This window comes from Stenotrophomonas ginsengisoli, from assembly GCF_001431485.1.
Classification (GTDB): Bacteria; Pseudomonadota; Gammaproteobacteria; order Xanthomonadales; family Xanthomonadaceae; genus Stenotrophomonas; species Stenotrophomonas ginsengisoli.
In genome coordinates this window covers 75,263-93,245 of record NZ_LDJM01000012.1, presented here as the reverse complement: position 1 = coordinate 93,245, position 17,983 = coordinate 75,263, and the positions used below count along the sequence as shown (strand labels likewise).

At 67.0% G+C, this 17,983-nt stretch carries 17 protein-coding genes; 14 read left to right on the top strand and 3 right to left on the bottom strand.

What is annotated here, in order from left to right; translation table 11 throughout:
- Positions 1-16: 16 nt before the first annotated feature.
- The 3 genes from ABB30_RS05330 (at position 17) to ggt (ending at position 2,655) form a co-directional block, all read left to right on the top strand.
- Complete coding sequence (locus ABB30_RS05330; protein WP_057637274.1) at positions 17-508, top strand: hypothetical protein; 492 nt, start codon at positions 17-19, stop codon at positions 506-508.
- Between the two features lie 94 nt (positions 509-602).
- Positions 603-878, top strand: coding sequence for a YfhL family 4Fe-4S dicluster ferredoxin (locus ABB30_RS05325; protein WP_057637273.1), 276 nt, complete (start codon positions 603-605; stop codon positions 876-878).
- 4 nt (positions 879-882) lie between these two features.
- Complete coding sequence (gene ggt / locus ABB30_RS05320; protein WP_057637272.1) at positions 883-2,655, top strand: gamma-glutamyltransferase; 1,773 nt, start codon at positions 883-885, stop codon at positions 2,653-2,655.
- Between the two features lie 70 nt (positions 2,656-2,725).
- Here the strand turns inward: ggt and upp are convergent, their stop codons facing one another.
- Positions 2,726-3,358 (bottom strand): uracil phosphoribosyltransferase, encoded by a 633-nt coding sequence (upp, locus tag ABB30_RS05315; RefSeq protein ID WP_057637271.1) that lies wholly within the window; start codon positions 3,356-3,358, stop codon positions 2,726-2,728.
- Between the two features lie 225 nt (positions 3,359-3,583).
- On the opposite strand from upp, the gene ABB30_RS05310 reads away from it, so the two are divergent.
- From ABB30_RS05310 to ABB30_RS05285, 6 genes are all read left to right on the top strand, one after another.
- On the top strand, positions 3,584-6,082 hold the full coding sequence (locus ABB30_RS05310) for a TonB-dependent receptor (RefSeq protein ID WP_057637337.1): 2,499 nt from the start codon (positions 3,584-3,586) through the stop codon (positions 6,080-6,082).
- On the top strand, positions 6,082-7,200 hold the full coding sequence (locus ABB30_RS05305) for an NHL repeat-containing protein (RefSeq protein WP_057637270.1): 1,119 nt from the start codon (positions 6,082-6,084) through the stop codon (positions 7,198-7,200). Before ABB30_RS05310 ends, ABB30_RS05305 begins: the two co-directional genes overlap by 1 nt.
- A 47-nt stretch (positions 7,201-7,247) precedes the next feature.
- A complete protein-coding gene (locus ABB30_RS05300) occupies positions 7,248-8,579 on the top strand; it encodes a purple acid phosphatase family protein (RefSeq protein ID WP_083489711.1) in 1,332 nt (443 codons plus the stop codon).
- Positions 8,580-8,692: 113 nt separating this feature from the next.
- Positions 8,693-9,193: an inorganic diphosphatase gene (locus ABB30_RS05295; RefSeq protein WP_245626426.1), complete on the top strand. Its 501-nt coding sequence runs from the start codon at positions 8,693-8,695 to the stop codon at positions 9,191-9,193.
- A gap of 129 nt (positions 9,194-9,322) precedes the next feature.
- Positions 9,323-9,661 (top strand): hypothetical protein, encoded by a 339-nt coding sequence (locus ABB30_RS05290; RefSeq protein WP_057637267.1) that lies wholly within the window; start codon positions 9,323-9,325, stop codon positions 9,659-9,661.
- A 290-nt stretch (positions 9,662-9,951) separates the two neighbouring features.
- Complete coding sequence (locus ABB30_RS05285; RefSeq protein ID WP_057637266.1) at positions 9,952-10,299, top strand: hypothetical protein; 348 nt, start codon at positions 9,952-9,954, stop codon at positions 10,297-10,299.
- Positions 10,300-10,381: 82 nt separating this feature from the next.
- Here the strand turns inward: ABB30_RS05285 and ABB30_RS05280 are convergent, their stop codons facing one another.
- Both ABB30_RS05280 and ABB30_RS05275 read right to left on the bottom strand, forming a co-directional pair.
- Positions 10,382-10,804 (bottom strand): hypothetical protein, encoded by a 423-nt coding sequence (locus tag ABB30_RS05280; protein ID WP_057637265.1) that lies wholly within the window; start codon positions 10,802-10,804, stop codon positions 10,382-10,384.
- A 108-nt stretch (positions 10,805-10,912) separates the two neighbouring features.
- A complete protein-coding gene (locus tag ABB30_RS05275) occupies positions 10,913-12,394 on the bottom strand; it encodes an aminotransferase class III-fold pyridoxal phosphate-dependent enzyme (protein ID WP_057637264.1) in 1,482 nt (493 codons plus the stop codon).
- Between the two features lie 121 nt (positions 12,395-12,515).
- Here ABB30_RS05275 and ABB30_RS05270 point away from each other — a divergent pair, with 121 nt between their 5' ends.
- The 5 genes from ABB30_RS05270 (at position 12,516) to ABB30_RS05250 (ending at position 17,945) form a co-directional block, all read left to right on the top strand.
- A complete protein-coding gene (locus ABB30_RS05270) occupies positions 12,516-12,947 on the top strand; it encodes an Lrp/AsnC family transcriptional regulator (RefSeq protein ID WP_057637263.1) in 432 nt (143 codons plus the stop codon).
- Positions 12,948-13,005: 58 nt separating this feature from the next.
- Positions 13,006-14,052, top strand: a complete 1,047-nt coding sequence (gene queA, locus ABB30_RS05265; protein WP_083489703.1) for a tRNA preQ1(34) S-adenosylmethionine ribosyltransferase-isomerase QueA — start codon at positions 13,006-13,008, stop codon at positions 14,050-14,052.
- Positions 14,053-14,147: 95 nt separating this feature from the next.
- Positions 14,148-15,224 (top strand): Fe(3+) ABC transporter substrate-binding protein, encoded by a 1,077-nt coding sequence (locus tag ABB30_RS05260; protein WP_211263453.1) that lies wholly within the window; start codon positions 14,148-14,150, stop codon positions 15,222-15,224.
- Positions 15,225-15,282: 58 nt separating this feature from the next.
- Positions 15,283-16,956: an ABC transporter permease gene (locus ABB30_RS05255; protein ID WP_211263452.1), complete on the top strand. Its 1,674-nt coding sequence runs from the start codon at positions 15,283-15,285 to the stop codon at positions 16,954-16,956.
- Positions 16,953-17,945 (top strand): ABC transporter ATP-binding protein, encoded by a 993-nt coding sequence (locus ABB30_RS05250; RefSeq protein ID WP_083489701.1) that lies wholly within the window; start codon positions 16,953-16,955, stop codon positions 17,943-17,945. The genes ABB30_RS05255 and ABB30_RS05250 overlap by 4 nt, the downstream gene beginning before the upstream one ends.
- Positions 17,946-17,983 lie beyond the last annotated feature (38 nt).

The following is a 17,983-nucleotide window of genomic DNA, read 5'->3' as shown; positions in this document are numbered from 1 at the left end:
TGGAGAATCCATTCTCATGAACACCCTCAAGAGCGTGCTCGCTGCCGCTACCCTGGCCGTCGCCCTGACCGCCTGCTCGAAGGAAGAAACCCCGGTTGTCGAAGAAGCCGCGGTGGCCCTGGTCGCTCCGGCCAAGGAAGACGATGCCGGCTGGCGCCAGTACCTGCAGGCCGTGGTCCGCGAGAACCTGGGCACCATCTCCAACCCGCCGTTCCTGTACTACCTGCCGCCGGAAACCGATCCGGAATTCGCCGACAAGTACGAGCGTCAGGTTGAATCGGCCACCACCGCGATGAGCCGTGGCGTGCAGCCGGGCAACATGCTGGCCTTCGGTTCGTCGGCCTCGACCAAGATGGCCGACCTGATCGAAGCGGCGTTCAAGCCGGTTGATGCCGACACCCTGAAGGGTGTGCGCGTGCTGTTCATCGGCGATGCCGCCGACAACGCCCGCGTGATGTCGATCGTGCAGGCCACCGGCGCCGAGTACATCTTCGTCGAAGCCAAGTAAGTCACGCCGGCCGGGACGGGCACTGCCCATCCCGGCCGCGTTTTTGTTGTGCGGCGTCTGCGCCGCGGCGTCGAAGTCCGACGCGGAGCCTGCCATGTCGCTGAAAATCAACGATCTGTGTGTCAATTGCGACGTGTGTGAGCCGGCCTGCCCGAATGCGGCCATCGCCATGGGCGAAACCATCTATGTGATCGACCCGGCGCGCTGCACCGAATGCGTCGGTCACCATGACGAACCACAGTGCGTGGTCGTCTGTCCGGTCGAATGCATCGACCCGGACCCCGACATCGTTGAATCCGAACAACAGCTGCTGGCCAAACTGGCCGCCCTGCAGCTGGCGCATCCCGAGCTGTACACCCCGGAGAGTTGAGGCCATGAAGCTGTTTGCCAGCCCGTTGCTGTTGTGTGCCCTTGCATTCACCCCGACGGTCTGGGCCGACAGCCCGGCTGCCGTCACCACACCTGTCGCCACCGCCCTGGCCGCAAAGCCGGAGGGCGCGGTGATTGCCAGTGCCCACCACCTGGCCACCGAAGCAGGGCATGAAATCCTCGCCGCCGGCGGCAACGCCTTCGATGCGGCGGTTGCCGTGTCCTCGGTGCTGTCGGTGGTCGAGCCGATCAGCTCGGGCCTGGGCGGCGGCGGCTTCTTCCTGCTGCACGATGCTGCCAGCGGCAAGCAGACCCTGGTCGATGCGCGCGAGACCGCGCCGGCTTCCGGCGTGCCGACGGCCTATCTGGACAAGGACGGCAACCTGGACCGCGACCGTTCGGTCAACGGGCCGTGGGCGGCGGGCATTCCCGGCCTGCCGGCAGCGCTGGTCCACCTGTCGCGCAACTACGGCAAGCTGCCGCTGGCGCGCTCGCTGGCCCCGGCCATCCGTATCGCCCGTGACGGTTTCCCGGTATACGGGCGGATGGCGCGTGGCTATGCCAGCCGCGCCGAAGTGATGGAGCGCTACCCCGGCACGCGCGAGGTGTTCCTGCGCAACGGCCGCGCCATTGCCGAAGGCGACAACTTCATCCAGCCCGAACTGGCCGGCACCCTGGAACGCCTGGCTAGTGATGGCTTTGACGGCTTCTACAAGGGCCGCACCGGGCGCCTGCTGCTGGCCGGGGTCAAGGACGCCGGTGGCGTGTGGACGGCCGCCGATCTGGCCGGCTACACGGTGGTCGAGCGCGAGCCGGTGCGTTTTGGCTACCGCGACTGGCAGATCACCACCGCCGCGCCGCCGTCCTCCGGCGGTATCGCCCTGGCCTCGATGCTGCAGATCCTGGAAGGCTGGGACCTGCAGGCGCTGAGCCCGGCCCAGCGCACCCACCTGGTGGTGGAAGCCATGCGCCGTGCCTACCGCGACCGCACCTTCTTCCTGGGTGACCCGGATTTTGTGCAGATCCCGCAGCGTACCCTGACCAGCCACGATTACGCCCAGGGCCTGCGCGCCACCATCCATCCGGACAAGGCCACGCCCAGCGACAGCCTGAGCGGCAACCCGACCCCGCTGGAGGATGAGGAAACCACCCATTTCTCGATCATCGATGCCGATGGCAACCGCGTCGGTGGCACGCAGACGGTGAACCTGCTGTACGGTTCGGGCCTGGTGCCCAAGGGCACCGGGGTGCTGCTCAACAACGAGATGGACGATTTCGCCCTCAAGCCGGGCACCCCCAATGCCTTCGGGGTGATGGGCTACGAGGCCAATGCGCCGGCCCCGGGCAAGCGCATGCTGTCCTCGATGACGCCCACCTTCATGGACAACGGCCACGAGGTGGTGGTGATCGGCACCCCGGGCGGCAGCCGCATCATCACCATGGTGCTGCTGGGCATCCTGGGCTATGACGCCGGGCTGGACGCGCAGGCCGTGGCTGCGCTGCCGCGTTATCACCACCAGTGGTACCCGGACGTGATCGAGGCCGAGGCCGGCACCTTCGATGCGGCCACCGTCAGCGCCCTGCAGGCGATGGGCCATGCCCTGAAGCTGCCCGGTGACGAGGCTGCCGGTGGTCGTGGTTCCTCGCATGTGTGGGGCAACCTGCAGACCGTGCATTGGGACCGGGCCAGCAACACCCTGAGTGCCGGCAGCGACCCGCGCAACCCGGTCGGCTCGGGCCAGGTGGTCAAGGCAGGTGAGCCTGTCAGCCCGCCCTGAAGGTCATCGCTTCAGACAACAAAAAACCCAGCGCATGCTGGGTTTTTTGTTGTCTGACGTATGCGTGCTGTCAGCCGGCGCGGGTGCCGAAGATGCGGTCGCCGGCATCGCCCAGGCCGGGCAGGATGTAGCCCTTCTCGTTCAGGCGCTCGTCGATGGCGGCGGTGAAGATCTCCACATCCGGGTGCACGGCCTCCAGGGCCTTCAGGCCTTCCGGTGCGGCGACCAGGAAGATGCCCTTGATGCGCTTGGCCCCGGCACGCTTGAGCATGTCGATGGTGGCGATCAGGGTGCCGCCGGTGGCCAGCATCGGGTCCAGGATCAGGGTGTCACGTTCTTCCAGGCGGCCGGTCAGGCGCTCGAAGTAGGGCACCGGCTGCAGGGTTTCCTCATCGCGCTGCAGGCCGACCACGCTGACCCGGGCCGAGGGCAGCAGGTCCAGCACGCCGGTCAGCATGCCCAGGCCGGCGCGCAGGATCGGCACCAGGGTGATCTTGGCCCCGGCCAGGCGTTCCACCGCGACGGGGCCGGCCCAGCCGGGCACGGTGACCGTTTCGGTGGGCAGGTCGGCGGTGGCCTCGTAGGCCAGCAGGGTGCCGATCTCATTGGTCAGCTCGCGGAACTCGCGCGTGCTCAGCTCCGGGTTGCGCAGCAGGCCGATTTTGTGGCGTACCAGCGGGTGGCGGGCTTCAACGATCTTCATGGGGGCGGGGTCCGTTTGAGTTGGACGATTGTAGGCCGCCACGGTCTTGCCCGTCTTGCCGGTGATCGTGCAGTGGCAATGACGGGGTGCTGCGTGCACCGCCCGAGCTGTCATCTGCACGCTATGTGGCTGTCATCGGGCTGAAAAGGCACAGAAATATCGTGCAGCCATTCATCAATCAGGGGATGGCCCGTGCGGAAGCAGGTGTTGTGCAAGTCGGTGTCGATGGCGTTGCTGGGCTGGGCCAGTGGACCGGTGCTGGCCAGCGGCGGGGCGCTGGAGGCGGCCGTGGCCCTGGATCGGGTCGAAGTGCGTGCCCAACGCGAGGCACAGGTCCGTGCGGTGGACCTCAAGCGCAGCAGTGATGCCATCCAGGACGTGGTCTCGGCCGATGCCATCGGCAACTACCCGGACATGAACGTGGCCGAGTCGCTGCAGCGCCTGCCCGGCGTCAGTGTCACCCGTGACCAGGGCGAAGGGCGTTATGTCGTGGTGCGTGGCCTGGATGCGGCATTGAACACTGTCTCGGTCGACGGCATCGCCATCGGCACGCCCGAAGCGGACAGCCGCGCCGCGCCACTGGATGTGATTCCTTCCGATTCCACCGAACGCCTGCGCGTGGTCAAGTCGGCCACGCCGGACATGCCCGGCGACGCCATCGGCGGCAGCGTGATCGTGGAATCGGCCTCGGCCTTCGACCGTGATGGGCGCAGCCTGCGCGGCAAGCTGGAAGCCAGCCACCAGGCGCTGTCGGGCAAGACCAGCCCGAAGGCCGCCTTCAACTACAGCGAGGTGTTCAATGACACCTTCGGTGTGGCGGTGGGCATCAACCACCAGCAGCGCGAGTTTGAATCGGACAACACCGAGGTCGAATACGACACCTTTGACGGCGGCAGCAACGCCGATCTTGCGGCCATCGACGTGCAGCACCGCAAATACAGCATCGAGCGCGAGCGCAGCGGGGCCAACCTCAACCTGGACTGGCGCCCGGATGCGGACAACCGCTACTTCCTGCGCACCCTGTACAGCCGCTTCAATGATGCCGAGACCCGCCAGCGCACCATCTTCGGCTTCGGCGATGGCGACATCACCGCCCTGCGCGATGGCCGCTACCAGGTGGACGGACTGCCTGCCGACGCCATTGCCAAGCGCCTGCGCTACCGCACCAAGCAAGAGGACACCATCGCCGCCAGCTTCGGTGGCGAACACAGCCTGAGCGCGGCCGTGGTGGACTACCGGCTGGGCTGGACCAAGACCCGCGAGCGTGTGCTGGACGAGATCGAGGCGCGCTTTGACTACGATGCCGATGACCTGACCGCGCTGATCGACCAGCGCACTGCGCTGCCGACCTACCGGATCAGCGACGATGGCTGGAAGGACCTGGCCAATTACGCCTTCGACCGCATGGTGGTGGCTCCCACCGTGGTGGATGACAAGGAGCACTCAGCCCAGGTGAACCTGCGCTTTGATGCGGACAATGCCAGCTACAAGTTCGGCCTGCTCGGGCGCTGTCGCGAGCGCAGCGCCGATGTCAACGAGTCGGAGTTGCGCCGCGGCCCGGACGTGGACCTGGCCGGCTGGGCCGGCAAGGCGCTGGAGCACCGGCATGCCGACCTCGGCCAATGGCTGGATTCGGCGCGCATGAACCGCTGGTGGGCCGCCAACAAGGGCGATTACAGCGCCCGCCCGCAGGATGTGGTCGGGAACACCGCGTTGATGCTGGAGGAGGATTACCGTGCCAACGAGGACATCTTCGCTGCCTATGCCATGGGCACCTGGGACATCGACAAGCTGCGCCTGATTGCCGGCGTGCGGGTGGAGAATACAAAGTTCGCTGCCGATGGCTACCAGGTGGACATCGACCAGGATGGTGTGGCCCAGGTCAGCGGGCGGCGCGTGGCCAGCCGTTACACCAACGTGCTGCCGGGCCTGCATGCCCGTTACGACACCGACAACGGCTGGGTGCTGCGTGGCTCGGCCAACCAGACACTGGCCCGGCCGTCCTTTGCCGACATCTCCCCGCGCCTGGGCATGAACCGCGACGAGGGCGAGGTGCGCGTGGGCAACCCGCAGCTGGACCCGTATGAATCCACCAATCTGGACCTGAGCCTAGAACGTTACCTGGGCGACACCGGACTGGTCTCGGTGGGGGTGTTCCACAAGGTCATCGATGGCTACATCGTGGAGACCGTGACCGACAGCCATGCCGGTTTTCCGGGCTTTGAGGTGACCACGGCGATCAACGGTGACAAGGCAACCGTGCGCGGGGCGGAGGTGAACTGGCAGCAGCAGCTGGCCATGCTGCCGAATGCCTGGTCGGGCTTGCTGATCGGTGCCAGTGCCACCTGGCTGGATACCGAATTTGATGCCGGCATTGCCGGCCGGCAGGGCGAGGGCTTCATGCTGCCGCGCGCGTCCCGGCAGGTGTACAGCGGCCACATCGGGTACGAATACGGCCCGGTCAGCACCCGTCTGGCCGCCGTGTACCGCTCCGCATATCTGGACAGCATCGGCGACAGCCGCGACTTCGATGTCTACGTAGCCCCGCATACCCAGCTGGATTTCAGCCTGGACTTCAAGCTCAGCAGTGCGGTCAGCCTGTACCTGGAGGCCTCCAACCTGCTCGACGAGCCACTGCAGCTGTACCAGGGCAACCGCAGCCGCAAGCTGCAGCAGGAGGAGTACGGTCGCAGCTTCGCCGTCGGCGTGAAGGTGGCCCTGTGATGTGCGCGCCGATCCGCCCGTTCCTGGGCCTGGCCGGCATCGCGCTGCTGGCCGGCTGCAGCGCACCGGTTGCCGATACCACCGCCACACCGCCGGCAGCTGGCAGCCATGAGGTCACGGCCGCGCCGGTGGCCCGCATCGGCGAGGCCTTCCTGACCCCGATGACCCCGGAGGACAACATCGATTCCCCGGCGTCCTGGGTTGCCGCCGATGGCAAGGTCTGGTTGATTGCCACGGCCAAGGCCAGCGACAAGCTGGTCGTTTACGACGGCCAGAGCGGTGTCCATCTGCGCGATGTCGGCAGTGCCGGCACCGGTGACGGTCAGTTCGATCGCCCCAACGGCATTGCCGTGGTCGATGACCTGCTGCTGGTGGTGGAGCGTGACAACCGCCGGGTGCAGGTGCTGACCCTGCCCGATTTCACTCCGGTCGGCCATTTCGGCCAGCAGGAACTGCGCAAGCCGTATGGCCTGTGGGTCAACAAGACCCGGCAGGACACATACGATCTGTATGTCACCGACTCCTGGGACAACGGCGAGGATGCGCAGGGCAATGACATCCTGCCGCCCCTGACCGAACTGGACCGGCGCGTGCGCCGTTATGCGCTGAGCATCATCGATGGCAAGGCCCGGGCACAGCTTGCCGCCAACATCGGCGACACCAGCGAACGGGGTGCCCTGCGGGTGGTGGAATCGCTGTGGGGGGATCCGGCCAATGACCGTCTGCTGATTGCCGAAGAGGATGAAACCTGGGCCAATGAGTTCAAGGTCTACAACCTGGACGGGAAGTTCACCGGCCAGGTCTTTGGTGGCGAGAAGCTGGCCGCCCAGGCCGAAGGCATCATGCTGCGCACCTGTGGCGAGGCCGGCTGGTGGATCACCACCGAGCAGGGCAAGGCGCGCAGCACCTTCCATCTGTTTGACCGCCACACCCTGGCCCATGTCGGCGCCTTCGAGGGCAAGGTGGTGGCCAACACCGATGGCATCTGGAACAGCCAGCAGGCCAGTGCGCGTTTCCCCAATGGCGCGCTGTATGCCGTGCATGATGACCAGGGCGTGGTGGCCTTCGACTGGAATGACATCGCCAGGGCGCTGTCGCTGCCGGAGTGCGGGCTGTGAGTGCGCAATGGCGTCATCGGCTGCTGGCCGCCGTGCTGGTGCCGGGCATGGCACTTGCCACGCCCGGCGGTGCTGCGCAGCCGCCCGAAGCCAATACCCAGGTGCCGATGGGGCAACTGGCCTACCAGCCGGGGCCGGCGCCGGATCGCCTCGTGGTCAGTCCGCTGGCCGATGCATCCAACGGCTTTGCCGTGTCCTGGCGCACCGATGCCAATGTGCAGGCGCCGGTGCTGGAGCTGGCCGCGCAGGACGATTCACCAGCCTTTGCCGCAACACGCCGCCTCACCGCCACCACCACAGCCTTGACTGCCGAGACCGGTGTGGCCCACTACCATCAGGTAGTGGTGGATGGCCTGGCGGCCGATACGGCCTGGCTGTACCGGGTGCAGGGCAATGGACGCTGGAGCAGCTGGAACCGGGTGGTCACCGCCGCCGGCGTGGATGCACCGCTGACCCTGCTGTACTTCGGCGACACCCAGAACAAGAACGTCTCCCATGTCACCCGGGTGATCCGTCAGGCCATGCGCCAGGCACCGCAGGCACGCCTGGCCCTGTTTGCCGGCGATCTGGTCAGTGGCGGCGATGGCCAGGACGACATCGAATGGGGCGAGTGGCACGCCGCCGCGGCGCCCTTGCTCGAAGAGGTGGCCACAGCGCCGGCTGTGGGCAACCACGAATATGCCGAGCTGCACGAGGACACCCCGCAGCAGATCAAGGTGCTGGGCGTCCACTGGCCACGGTCCTTTGCCTTGCCGGACAACGGTGCGGCGGTGGTGCCGCATACCAGTTACTGGTTTGACCACCAAGGCGTGCGGATTGCCGTGCTCGATGGCACCTCGGCGCTGGAACATGACAGTGGCGCCGAGCAGGCGCGTTGGTTGGACGGTGTGCTGGCCGCCAATACGCGGCCATGGACCATCGTGGTCGTGCACCAGCCGCTGTACGCCCTGCGTACCGGCCGCGACAACCGCGCGCTGGTCACCCATCTGGCTCCGGTGCTGCGCCGGCACCGCGTGGACCTGGTCCTGCAGGGGCATGATCACGCTTACGGGCGGCGGCTGCTTGACGGGGCCGGCAGCACGGTACTGGTCTCTTCGGTGGCCGGGCCCAAGCAATACCGCCTGTCCGAACAGGCCAGGGCAAGCATGGCGCCGGTGGGCGAGGACACCCAGTACTACCAGGTATTGCGTATTGCCAATGACGGTTTGAACTATGCCTCCTATACGGCCAGCGGCCGGCTGTATGACCAATGGCGCATCGCGCGTGATGCGGATGGCAGCAAGCGCCTGATCGAGCAGATGGACGGGCGCATCGCCCCTCGTACCTGTGACCACCGCGCAGCGACGGCCACCGGGCGTACGGACCGGTGCTGGGAATGACACGCCAGAGAGTTTTGTGGCCGGCAATTCTGCTGGCCGGGTCGGCAGGCACGGCCGTGGCCGGCACCGGAACTGCACAGACAGATGCCGCACAGGCAGATCCGGGGATCTGGATGCAGGTGGAGATCCCGGCCGGAAGCCGCATCAAGTACGAGATCGATGCCCAGGGGCGGCTGTTCGTGGATCGTTTCCTGCCCGGTGCGGAAAGCTATCCGGCCAACTACGGCGGCCTGCCCGGTACTGTGGCGGGCGATGGTGATCCACTGGATGCGCTGCTGGTTACCCGTGAGCCGCTGCCGGCCGGTGTGCGCATTGCTGTCCGCCCGATCGGACTGCTGCGTATGCGCGATGGCGGCCAGGCCGACGACAAGCTGATTGCGGTGCCGGCGGCCGGCGTGGATGCTGATTACGCCCAGTGGCAGGATCTGGCGGACCTGCCACCTGGGCTGCGACTGCGCATCAAAGCCTTCTTCGCCGGTTACAAGAGCACCACCTGCACTGCTGAGTGTGGGGTGGCAGCCGGCACCGTCAATCCGGTCCAGCTGCGCGGGTGGGGCGGTGCGGCCGAGGCGATGCAACTGTTCCGGCAGGTGCAGCAACGGGCCGGGCAGTGATCTCTACCGGGCCGGTGCGGGCGAGGCACCTCCCCCAAACGGGGGGCTACTGGGCAGGCGGGCCATTGCCTAGTGTGTGGCCTCTGCGCGGCGCCGGATGCGCCGCTTGTTCTTTCAACAGGGGGTTACATGTTCAAGTCTGCTCAGATCATCGTCCTGGCTGCACTGCTGTTGCTGGTCAGCGTTGCGGCCCACGCCCAGCAGCGGTACCTGCGGGTCACCAACAACACCGGGTTCGACATCATCACCCTGAATGTCAGCAGCAGTTCCACCGGTGACTGGGAAGAGGATGTGCTGGGTACGCGCATCCTGCGCAATGGGCAGACCCACCAGGTCAACTTCTCCGGCAAGGGCTCGCCGGTGTATGACATCAAGGCGGTGGACGAGGATGGTGATACGTACTACCGCATGGGGGTCAATGTGCTCACCGAGGATGTCACCCTGACCCTGGGCGACCTGTCCCATTGATCAAGCCTGTGCATCGGTGGAAAGGCTAAAGAAACCGGCAGTCTTTCCGCTAAAGCTGATGACCGGCAAACATGCAACGGGCCGCCAGTGCGGCCCGTCTTGCATCAGCCGGCGGCTGGCTTGATGACACAACGGGTGATCGTGTTCACAATCTGGCGGCTGTACAATAATCCGGCCCTTTTGCCGCCCTGTGACCTGTGTCGCAGCTTCGGTGGAGGCATGAAAACACCGGCGCCATGACGCAGCTGCCGGCTGCACATGGACGTCTGGCCGAAATGGTTAAGGAGAGAATGATGGTACGCAAGTGGATGGGCCGTTTGGCGCTGGTGGCAATGCTGGCTGTGATGAGCCCGATGGCCATGGCCCAGCAGATGTATGTGGATGTGACCAACAACACCGGGTTCCCGATCTGGCACCTGTATGTCAGCCCGGCATCGGCCTCGGATTGGGAAGAGGACCTGCTGGGCGAGAGCGAAGTGCTGGAAAACGGCCGCACCAAGCGCATCACCCTGACCGGTTACAAGTCGCCGCGTTTTGACGTGCGCGCTGTCGACAGCGATGGTGATTCCTACACCCGTATGAACATCAACGTGCGCGAGTCGGACGTGGTGTTCCGTCTGGATGACATCGACGTCTGATTGTCGGGGCCTTCCCGTGCAATCCCCGGACAGCCGCCTAGTGCGGCTGTCTGTATTTTGAGGTCCCGCAAGACGGGGCCGCTCAGCCCGGCGCGCGTCGTTGTCGGGCCAGCCAGTAGCCCAGGGCGGCCATCGGCAGGTAGGCCAGCAGCAGATCGGCCAGCTCGAACCAGCGGGGTGCCGGCAGCTGCCAGGCCATCATCGTCCCGCCAGCCAGGAACAGCAGGCCCACCACCAGGGCACCGGCCCATTGCCGCGGTGGCAGCAGGCGGCTGGCCAGCCAGGCGCCGGCCAGGGTGCCGCCGGCATGGGCCAGCCAGGGTCCCAGAAACTGTCCGGCCGGCAGGGCGGGCAGGGCAGCCTGCAGCCCGGCCATGCTGTGCATGTCCACCCCGGTGGGCGCAGGCAACAGCCAGGCAACGAGTTTGAGGATGCCGCCATTGACCAGGCTGCCGGCAACCACGCCTGCCAGGCAGGCGGCAATCAGACGCAATACGGCGCGCATGTCAGGCTCCAGAGGCAAGGGCAGGGTCCTGCCACAGCGTAGGGCAAAAAAGAACCCGCTTCACAGCGGGTTCGGTGCATTGTGCAGCGGCACGTACGTGCCCGCCGCTCAGCTGCGGCGCGGGCCTTCGAGCAGGGCGCGGCCGACCATCTCCACCAGCAGGTCCAGTTCGGCCTCGTCGATGCCGAAGTGCGGGGTGAAGCGCAGCGAGTTCTCGCCGCCGTGGATCACGTTGACCCCGTGCATGCGCAGCCACTCCTCGGTGGAGCCGGCGCCGTAGCACTTGTACTGCGGGGCCAGCTCACAGGAGAACAGCAGGCCGGTGCCCTGGACCTTGGTGATCGCCCCGCCCAGTTTGTCCTTGAGCGCTTCCAGCTTGGCCACGGCCTGCTGCCCGCGCAGGCGGATGTTGGCGCGCACGCCCTCGTCCAGGTGGGCCAGGGTGGCGCAGGCCACATCCAGCGCACGCGGGTTGGTGGTCATGGTGTTGCCGTATACGCCCTTGCGGTACAGCGCGGCGGCGTGGTCGGTCACGGCCAGCACCGAGAGCGGGAACTGGGCGCCATTGAGGGCCTTGGAGTAGGTCTCCATGTCCGGGGCATCCAGCTCCTGGTGGCCCGGGTAGTCGACAAAGGACAGGGTGCCGTGCACGCGCAGGGCGGCCTGGATGGAGTCGATCAGCAGCAGGGCACCGTGCTCGCGGGTCAGTTCGCGGGCCAGCTTGTAGAAATCGGCCGGCACGGCGCGGCCCGGGTCGCCTTCGCCCATCACCGGCTCCAGGAACACTGCCTCGATGAACCAGTGGTTGCTGGCGGCATCGGCAAACACCTGGCGCAGCGCGGCCTGGTCGTAAGGCTCGATCGCAATGACGCTGTTCTCGCCGCGGTAGCTGGCCAGATGGGTGTCATAGGCCTTGCGGGTGGAGTCCGAATACAGCGCCGGACGGTCGGTACGGCCGTGGAAGCTGCCCTTGATCACCACGCGCTTGATCGTGGCCCCGGCATGGCGGGCACCCGGGTCGGTCATCAGCTTGGCGTTGATGTCGGCGATGCGCGCGGCCAGGCCAACTGCTTCGGAACCGGAGTTCAGGCACATGAAGTGCGAGAACGGGCTGCCGCCACGGCTGTGGCCGATTTCCTTGCGCAGGGCGGCGATGAAGCGGCCCTGGGACAGCGAGGGGGTCATGATGTTGGCCATCACCTGCGGCTTGCCGGCAGCGGCAAGGATGTCGGCCGGGGTATGGCCGAAGCCGAGCATGCCGTAGCCGCCGGCGTCATACAGCACCGCCCCCTTCAGGCTGACCACCCACGGGCCGCAGGCGGCCAGGGCGATGTAGGGCACCACCGCATCGTCGGCGTAGAAGTTGACGAAGCCATCCTGCATCGCGGCGATCTGCGCGCTTTCGTCCAGGTCCAGCAGGGCTGCGGCGCTGTCCTTGATCCGGGCGTACTCGCTGGCAGCGGCTGTGATGGCCGCGCCCAGATCCGGATGGTTGACGGCCAGGGCCAGCACCTGGTCATCGGTCAGACCCTGGGTCAGGCGGGTGCCGGCATGGGCGCGAAGCGGGGCGAGCGGGGCAAGAACGGACATGCTGAATCCATCATTATTTTGTCTGTAGATAGTTGTAACCGTTCAGACACTACAAATGGCAGAGCTATTCTGCTCAAATCACCGGCATGTTTCGGCAAAGTGACGAAAGGAATCTGGCAAAGTGACGATTTCCAGCGCAGACATTCAATTGCTCGACCTGCTGCGTGCCGATGCACGTGCTTCCACCGCTTCGCTGGCCCGGCGGCTGGGCGTTTCGCGCACCACGGTGCAGAGCCGGATCGAGCGCCTTGAGCAGGCCGGGGTGATTGCCGGTTACACCGTCCGTCTGGGCCAGGCCCACGAGCGCGGCCAGGTGCGTGCGCATATCTCCATCACTGTGCTGCCCAAGAAGATGCCGGCCGTGGTGCGCGCGCTGCAGGCCATCGCCGCGGTGCACAGTCTGCATTCGGTCAGCGGTGTGCATGACCTGGTGGCGATGGCGGCGGTGGACGGGGTGGCGGCGATGGATGAACTGACTGACGCGATCGGTGCCATTGACGGGGTAGAGCGCACCACCACGGCGGTAATCCTGGGCACCAAGTTCGAGCGCTGAAGGCGGCAGCGGCGCAGGGGCGTAAACTGATGCCCCCTGTTGTCCTGAGTTGCCGGCGTTGAAGAAGTCCGATTTCGATTACCACCTGCCCTCCGAACTGATCGCCCAGGCCCCGTTGGCCGAGCGCTCGGCCAGTCGCCTGCTGCTGGTGCCGCCAGCGCCGCAGGCCTTTGATGACCGGCATGTGCGCGATCTGGACCAGCTGCTGCAGCCCGGTGACCTGCTGGTGTTCAACAACACCCGGGTGATCCCGGCGCGCCTGTTCGGGGCCAAGGCCACCGGCGGCCGGGTCGAGATCCTGATCGAACGCCTGCTTGGCGAGCACGATGTACGTGCCCAGGTGGGGGTGAGCAAGTCGCCCAAGCCCGGCAGCTTCATCGACCTGGATGCCGGCGGCCAAGCCGAGGTACTGGGCCGCGATGGCGAGTTTTACCTGCTGCGCCTGCATGTGCCTGGCGACCTGCAGGATTGGCTGGAGCAGGCCGGCCGCCTGCCGCTGCCGCCCTACATCACCCGTGATGTGGAAAACGCCGACAAGCAGCGCTACCAGACCGTGTTTGCCAAGGAGGCCGGTGCGGTGGCTGCACCCACGGCCGGCCTGCATTTTGATCAGGCTCTGCTCGAACGTCTGCGCGTACGCGGGGTGCAGGTCGGCCACATCACCCTGCATGTGGGCGCGGGTACCTTCCAGCCGGTGCGCGTGGATGACCTGGCCCAGCACCAGATGCACAGCGAGCGGGCCTGGGTCAGCCAGGAGCTGGTGGACCGGATCAAGGCCACGCGTGCGGCCGGTGGGCGCGTCATCGGTGTGGGCACCACGGTGGTGCGCGCGCTGGAAAGTGCCACCAGCGACGGTGTGCTGTCAGCGTGGCAGGGCGAGACCCGGATCTTCATCACCCCCGGTTACCGCATCACCAGCGTCGATGCGATGGTGACCAACTTCCACCTGCCCGAGAGCACCCTGCTGATGATGATCAGCGCGTTTGCCGGACGCAGCCGGGTGTTTGCCGCCTACGCGCACGCGATCGAGCAGCGCTATCGCTTCTTCAGCTACGGCGATGCGATGCTGTTGTTCCCCGGCCCGCAGGATGCACAAGACGCCTGATCCGGTCAGGGTTGATGGCCTGGAAATGATATAAGTTCTCATCTGCAGGTCCGGCCAAGGTGGCCGGGCCGACGACCACTTCCGGAGATAAGTCCATGCTGCATCCGAAGCGCGCCGCCGGCCTGATGGCTGCCATTACCACCGCCTTGCTGCTCAGCGCCTGTGGCGACAAGGCCCCGGCCGACAGTGCCGCGGCCCCGGCCGCCACGGCGGGCAAGGGCGAGTTGAACCTGTACACCACCCGCGAGCCGGGCCTGGTCCAGCCGCTGCTGGACGCCTTTACTGCCGAAACCGGGATCAAGGTCAATACCGTGATGTTGCGTGATGGCCTGACCGAGCGCCTGGCCGCCGAAGGTGAGCGCTCACCGGCCGACGTGCTGATGACCGCGGACACCGGCCGCCTGCTCGACGTGGTCGAAGCCGGCCACACCCAGGCCATCGATTCGGCCGTGCTCACTGCCGCCATTCCGGCCCATCTGCGCAGCGCCGACGGCCAGTGGTTCGCCCTGTCACTGCGCGACCGCGTGGTGTATGCCGACAAGGACCTGGACCTGAGCGGTTTCACCTACGAAGACCTGGCCGATGAAAAATGGAAGGGCCGGGTGTGCATCCGCTCGGGCCAGCACCCGTACAACACCAGCCTGTTCGCGGCGATGATCGCCCACAACGGCGCCCAGGCCACCGAGAGCTGGCTGAGCGCGGTCAAGGGCAACCTGGCCCGCAAGGCGGCAGGCGGTGACCGCGATGTGGCCCGCGACATCCTGGCCGGCATCTGCGACATCGGCATTGCCAACGCCTATTACGTGGGCCGCATGAAAAATGCCGAGGAAGGCAGCGAGCAGCGTGCCTGGGGCGATGCGATCCAGGTCGTGCGCCCGGTGTTTGCCGCCGACAACGGCGGTACCCACGTCAATATCTCCGGTGCGGCCGTGGCCCGGCATGCGCCCAACCGCGACAACGCGGTCAAGCTGCTGGAATACCTGGTCGGCGAGCAGGCGCAGAGCCTGTATGCCCGGGCCAACTACGAATACCCGGTGCGTGCCGGGGTCGAGCTGGACCCGGTGGTGGCCAGCTTCGGTGCGATGAACATCGACCCGTTGCCCTTGGCCGAGGTGGTGGCCAACCGCAAGCTGGCCAGCGAGCTGGTGGACAAGGTCGGTTTCGACAACTGATGGCTTGATGCAACGTCGGTGCTGTCCACCCGGGCAGCACCGTCACCGGTGGATGTGCATGCCTGCTTCGCGTACCCGTTGGCTTCTGGCCGCCCTGATCATTGCCGCCGTGGCCCTGGCCCCGGTGCTGTCCCTGGCCTGGGCCGGGGCGCAGGTGCGCACCGATCTGTGGCAGCACCTGTTGGCCAGCGTGCTGCCACGGGCTGCCACCAATACCCTGCTTGTGCTGGGCGGGGTCGGGGCGCTGGTGGCGGTCATCGGTACCGGTTGTGCCTGGCTGGTCACCGCCTATGACTTTCCCGGCCGTCGGCTGCTGTCCTGGGCCTTGCTGCTGCCACTGGCAGTGCCTACCTATATCGTGGCCTACGCCTACCTGGACCTGCTGCACCCGCTGGGCCCGGTGCAGGGTGCCCTGCGCTGGGTGCTGGGTCATGACAGTCCGCGTGACTGGCGCCTGCCCGACATCCGCCACCTGGCCGGCTGCATCGTGCTGCTGGCCCTGGTGCTGTACCCCTATGTCTACCTGACCACCCGCGCGCTGTTTGCGACCCAGGCCGCCAGCCTGCTGGAGGCTGGGCGCAGCCTCGGTGCCGGGCCGGTAGCGGTGTTTTTCCGGGTGGCCTTGCCGCTGGCACGCCCGGCCATTGCCGTGGGCGTGGTGCTGGTGCTGCTGGAAACCCTCAATGACATCGGCGCGTCGGAATTTCTCGGCGTGCAGACCCTGACCGTGGCCATCTACACCACCTGGGTGACCCGTTCGGACCTGGCCGGTGCAGCGCAGATCGCGCTGTCGATGCTGGTCATCGTGCTGGCCCTGGTCGCGCTGGAACGTTTCGCCCGGCGCCGCCAGCGCTATGAAACCACCCTGCGGCCGCGGCCGATGCAGGCGCAACGCCTGCGCGGAGGGCGCGCCGTACTGGCCCTGGGGCTGGGCAGCGTGCCGGTACTGGCCGGTTTCGCCGCGCCGGCCGGCTACCTGATGTGGGAAGCGTGGCAGCGCCTGCGCAGTGACGGGGCCTCGGCGCAGTTGCTGCACGCGCTGGGCAACACGCTGATGATTGCGCTGCTCACCACGGCAGCGGCGCTGCTGCTGGCCGTGGTGGTGTGCTGGGCGGTACGCCGCAATGCCCGCAGCCGCAGCGAGCTGCTGGCCGGCATTGCCAACCGCAGCGCCAGCCTGGGCTATGCCATCCCGGGCACGGTGATGGCCATTGGCCTGTTGCTGCCGCTGGGCGGCCTGGACCGGATGCTGTCCGATCTGCTGATCAGCTTCGGCGGCCAGGCGCGCTTGGTGCTGATGGGCACGCTGTGGGTGCTGGTGCTGGCCTGCACCCTGCGTTTTCTGGCCGTGGCCATCGGCAGCATCGAGGCGGGGATGAGCCGGATCCCGCCGTCGCTGGATGCGGCATCGGCGGCATTGGGCGAGGGGCCGCTGGCTACCCTGGGCCGGGTCCACCTGCCGCTGCTGCGCCCCTCGCTGGCCGCCGCTGCCTTGCTGGTGTTTGTCGATACGATGAAGGAACTGCCGGCCACCCTGGTGTTGCGGCCGATGAATTTCGAGACCCTGGCCACCTGGCTGTATGCCGAGGCGGCGCGGGGAACCTATGAGGAAGGCGCGCTGGCGGCGCTGCTGATCGTGCTGGCCGGCCTGTTGCCGGTGATTGCCCTGGCCCGTGCCGGTGGCCAGCCGGCAGCAGGGCAGGTGCCGGCGCCGCCGAGGGCAGGACAATGAACGCACAGGCACAACTGCAGTTGCAGGATCTGGAACTGGGGTATGGCAGCGGGCGCGGTTACCGGCCCGTGGTCAGCGGGGTCAGCCTGGCCCTGGAGCGCGGCCAGATCGGCTGCCTGCTGGGGCCTTCGGGTTGCGGCAAGACCACGGTGCTGCGTGCGATCAGCGGCTTTGAGCCGGTGCGTGGCGGGCGCATCCACATTGCCGGGCGGGTTGTGGCCGATACCGCCGGCCAGCAGCCGCCCGAACAGCGCCAGGTCGGCCTGATGTTCCAGGATTACGCCCTGTTCCCGCATCTGGATGTGGCGGCCAATGTCGGTTTCGGCCTGCGCCGGCAAGCGCCCGCCGTGCGCCGGCAACGGGTGCATGAGCTGTTGCTGCAGGTGGGCCTGGAAGACCATGGCCGGCGCTACCCGCATGAACTGTCCGGTGGCCAGCAGCAGCGCGTGGCCCTGGCCCGTGCGCTGGCGCCGGCGCCGGAGCTGCTGTTGCTGGACGAGCCGTTCTCCAACCTGGATGTGGACACCCGCCAGCGCCTGGCCGGCGAGCTGCAGCAGATGCTCAAGGCCGCCGGCACCACGGTGCTGATGGTCACCCATGACCAGGCCGAGGCGTTTGCCATGGCCGACCGCATCGGGGTGATGGCCGACGGGGCGCTGCTGCAGTTCGATTCCCCGCAGCAGCTGTACCGGCGTCCGGCCACGGCCGAGGTGGCCGGTTTCATCGGCCGCGGCAGCCTGCTGCCGGCCGCCTTGCTGGGGCAGGGCAACGACCGGGTGCTGGTGCGCCCGGAGCACCTGCGCCTGGCAGATGACGGTCTGCTGGTGGCGATGGTGGAAACCGTGCATTTCCGCGGCCCGGACCATGTCGGCATGCTGCGTCTGGCCGATGGCAACCGGGTCGAGGCACTGCTCGGGCTGCAGCCGCCGGCACCGGGCAGCACCGTGCGCCTGGCCTGGGAGGACCCGTCACCGGTCTTTTTTGACTGAACCGGGACAGCGGCAGGCTGGGCGTAGCCGGCGCGCTG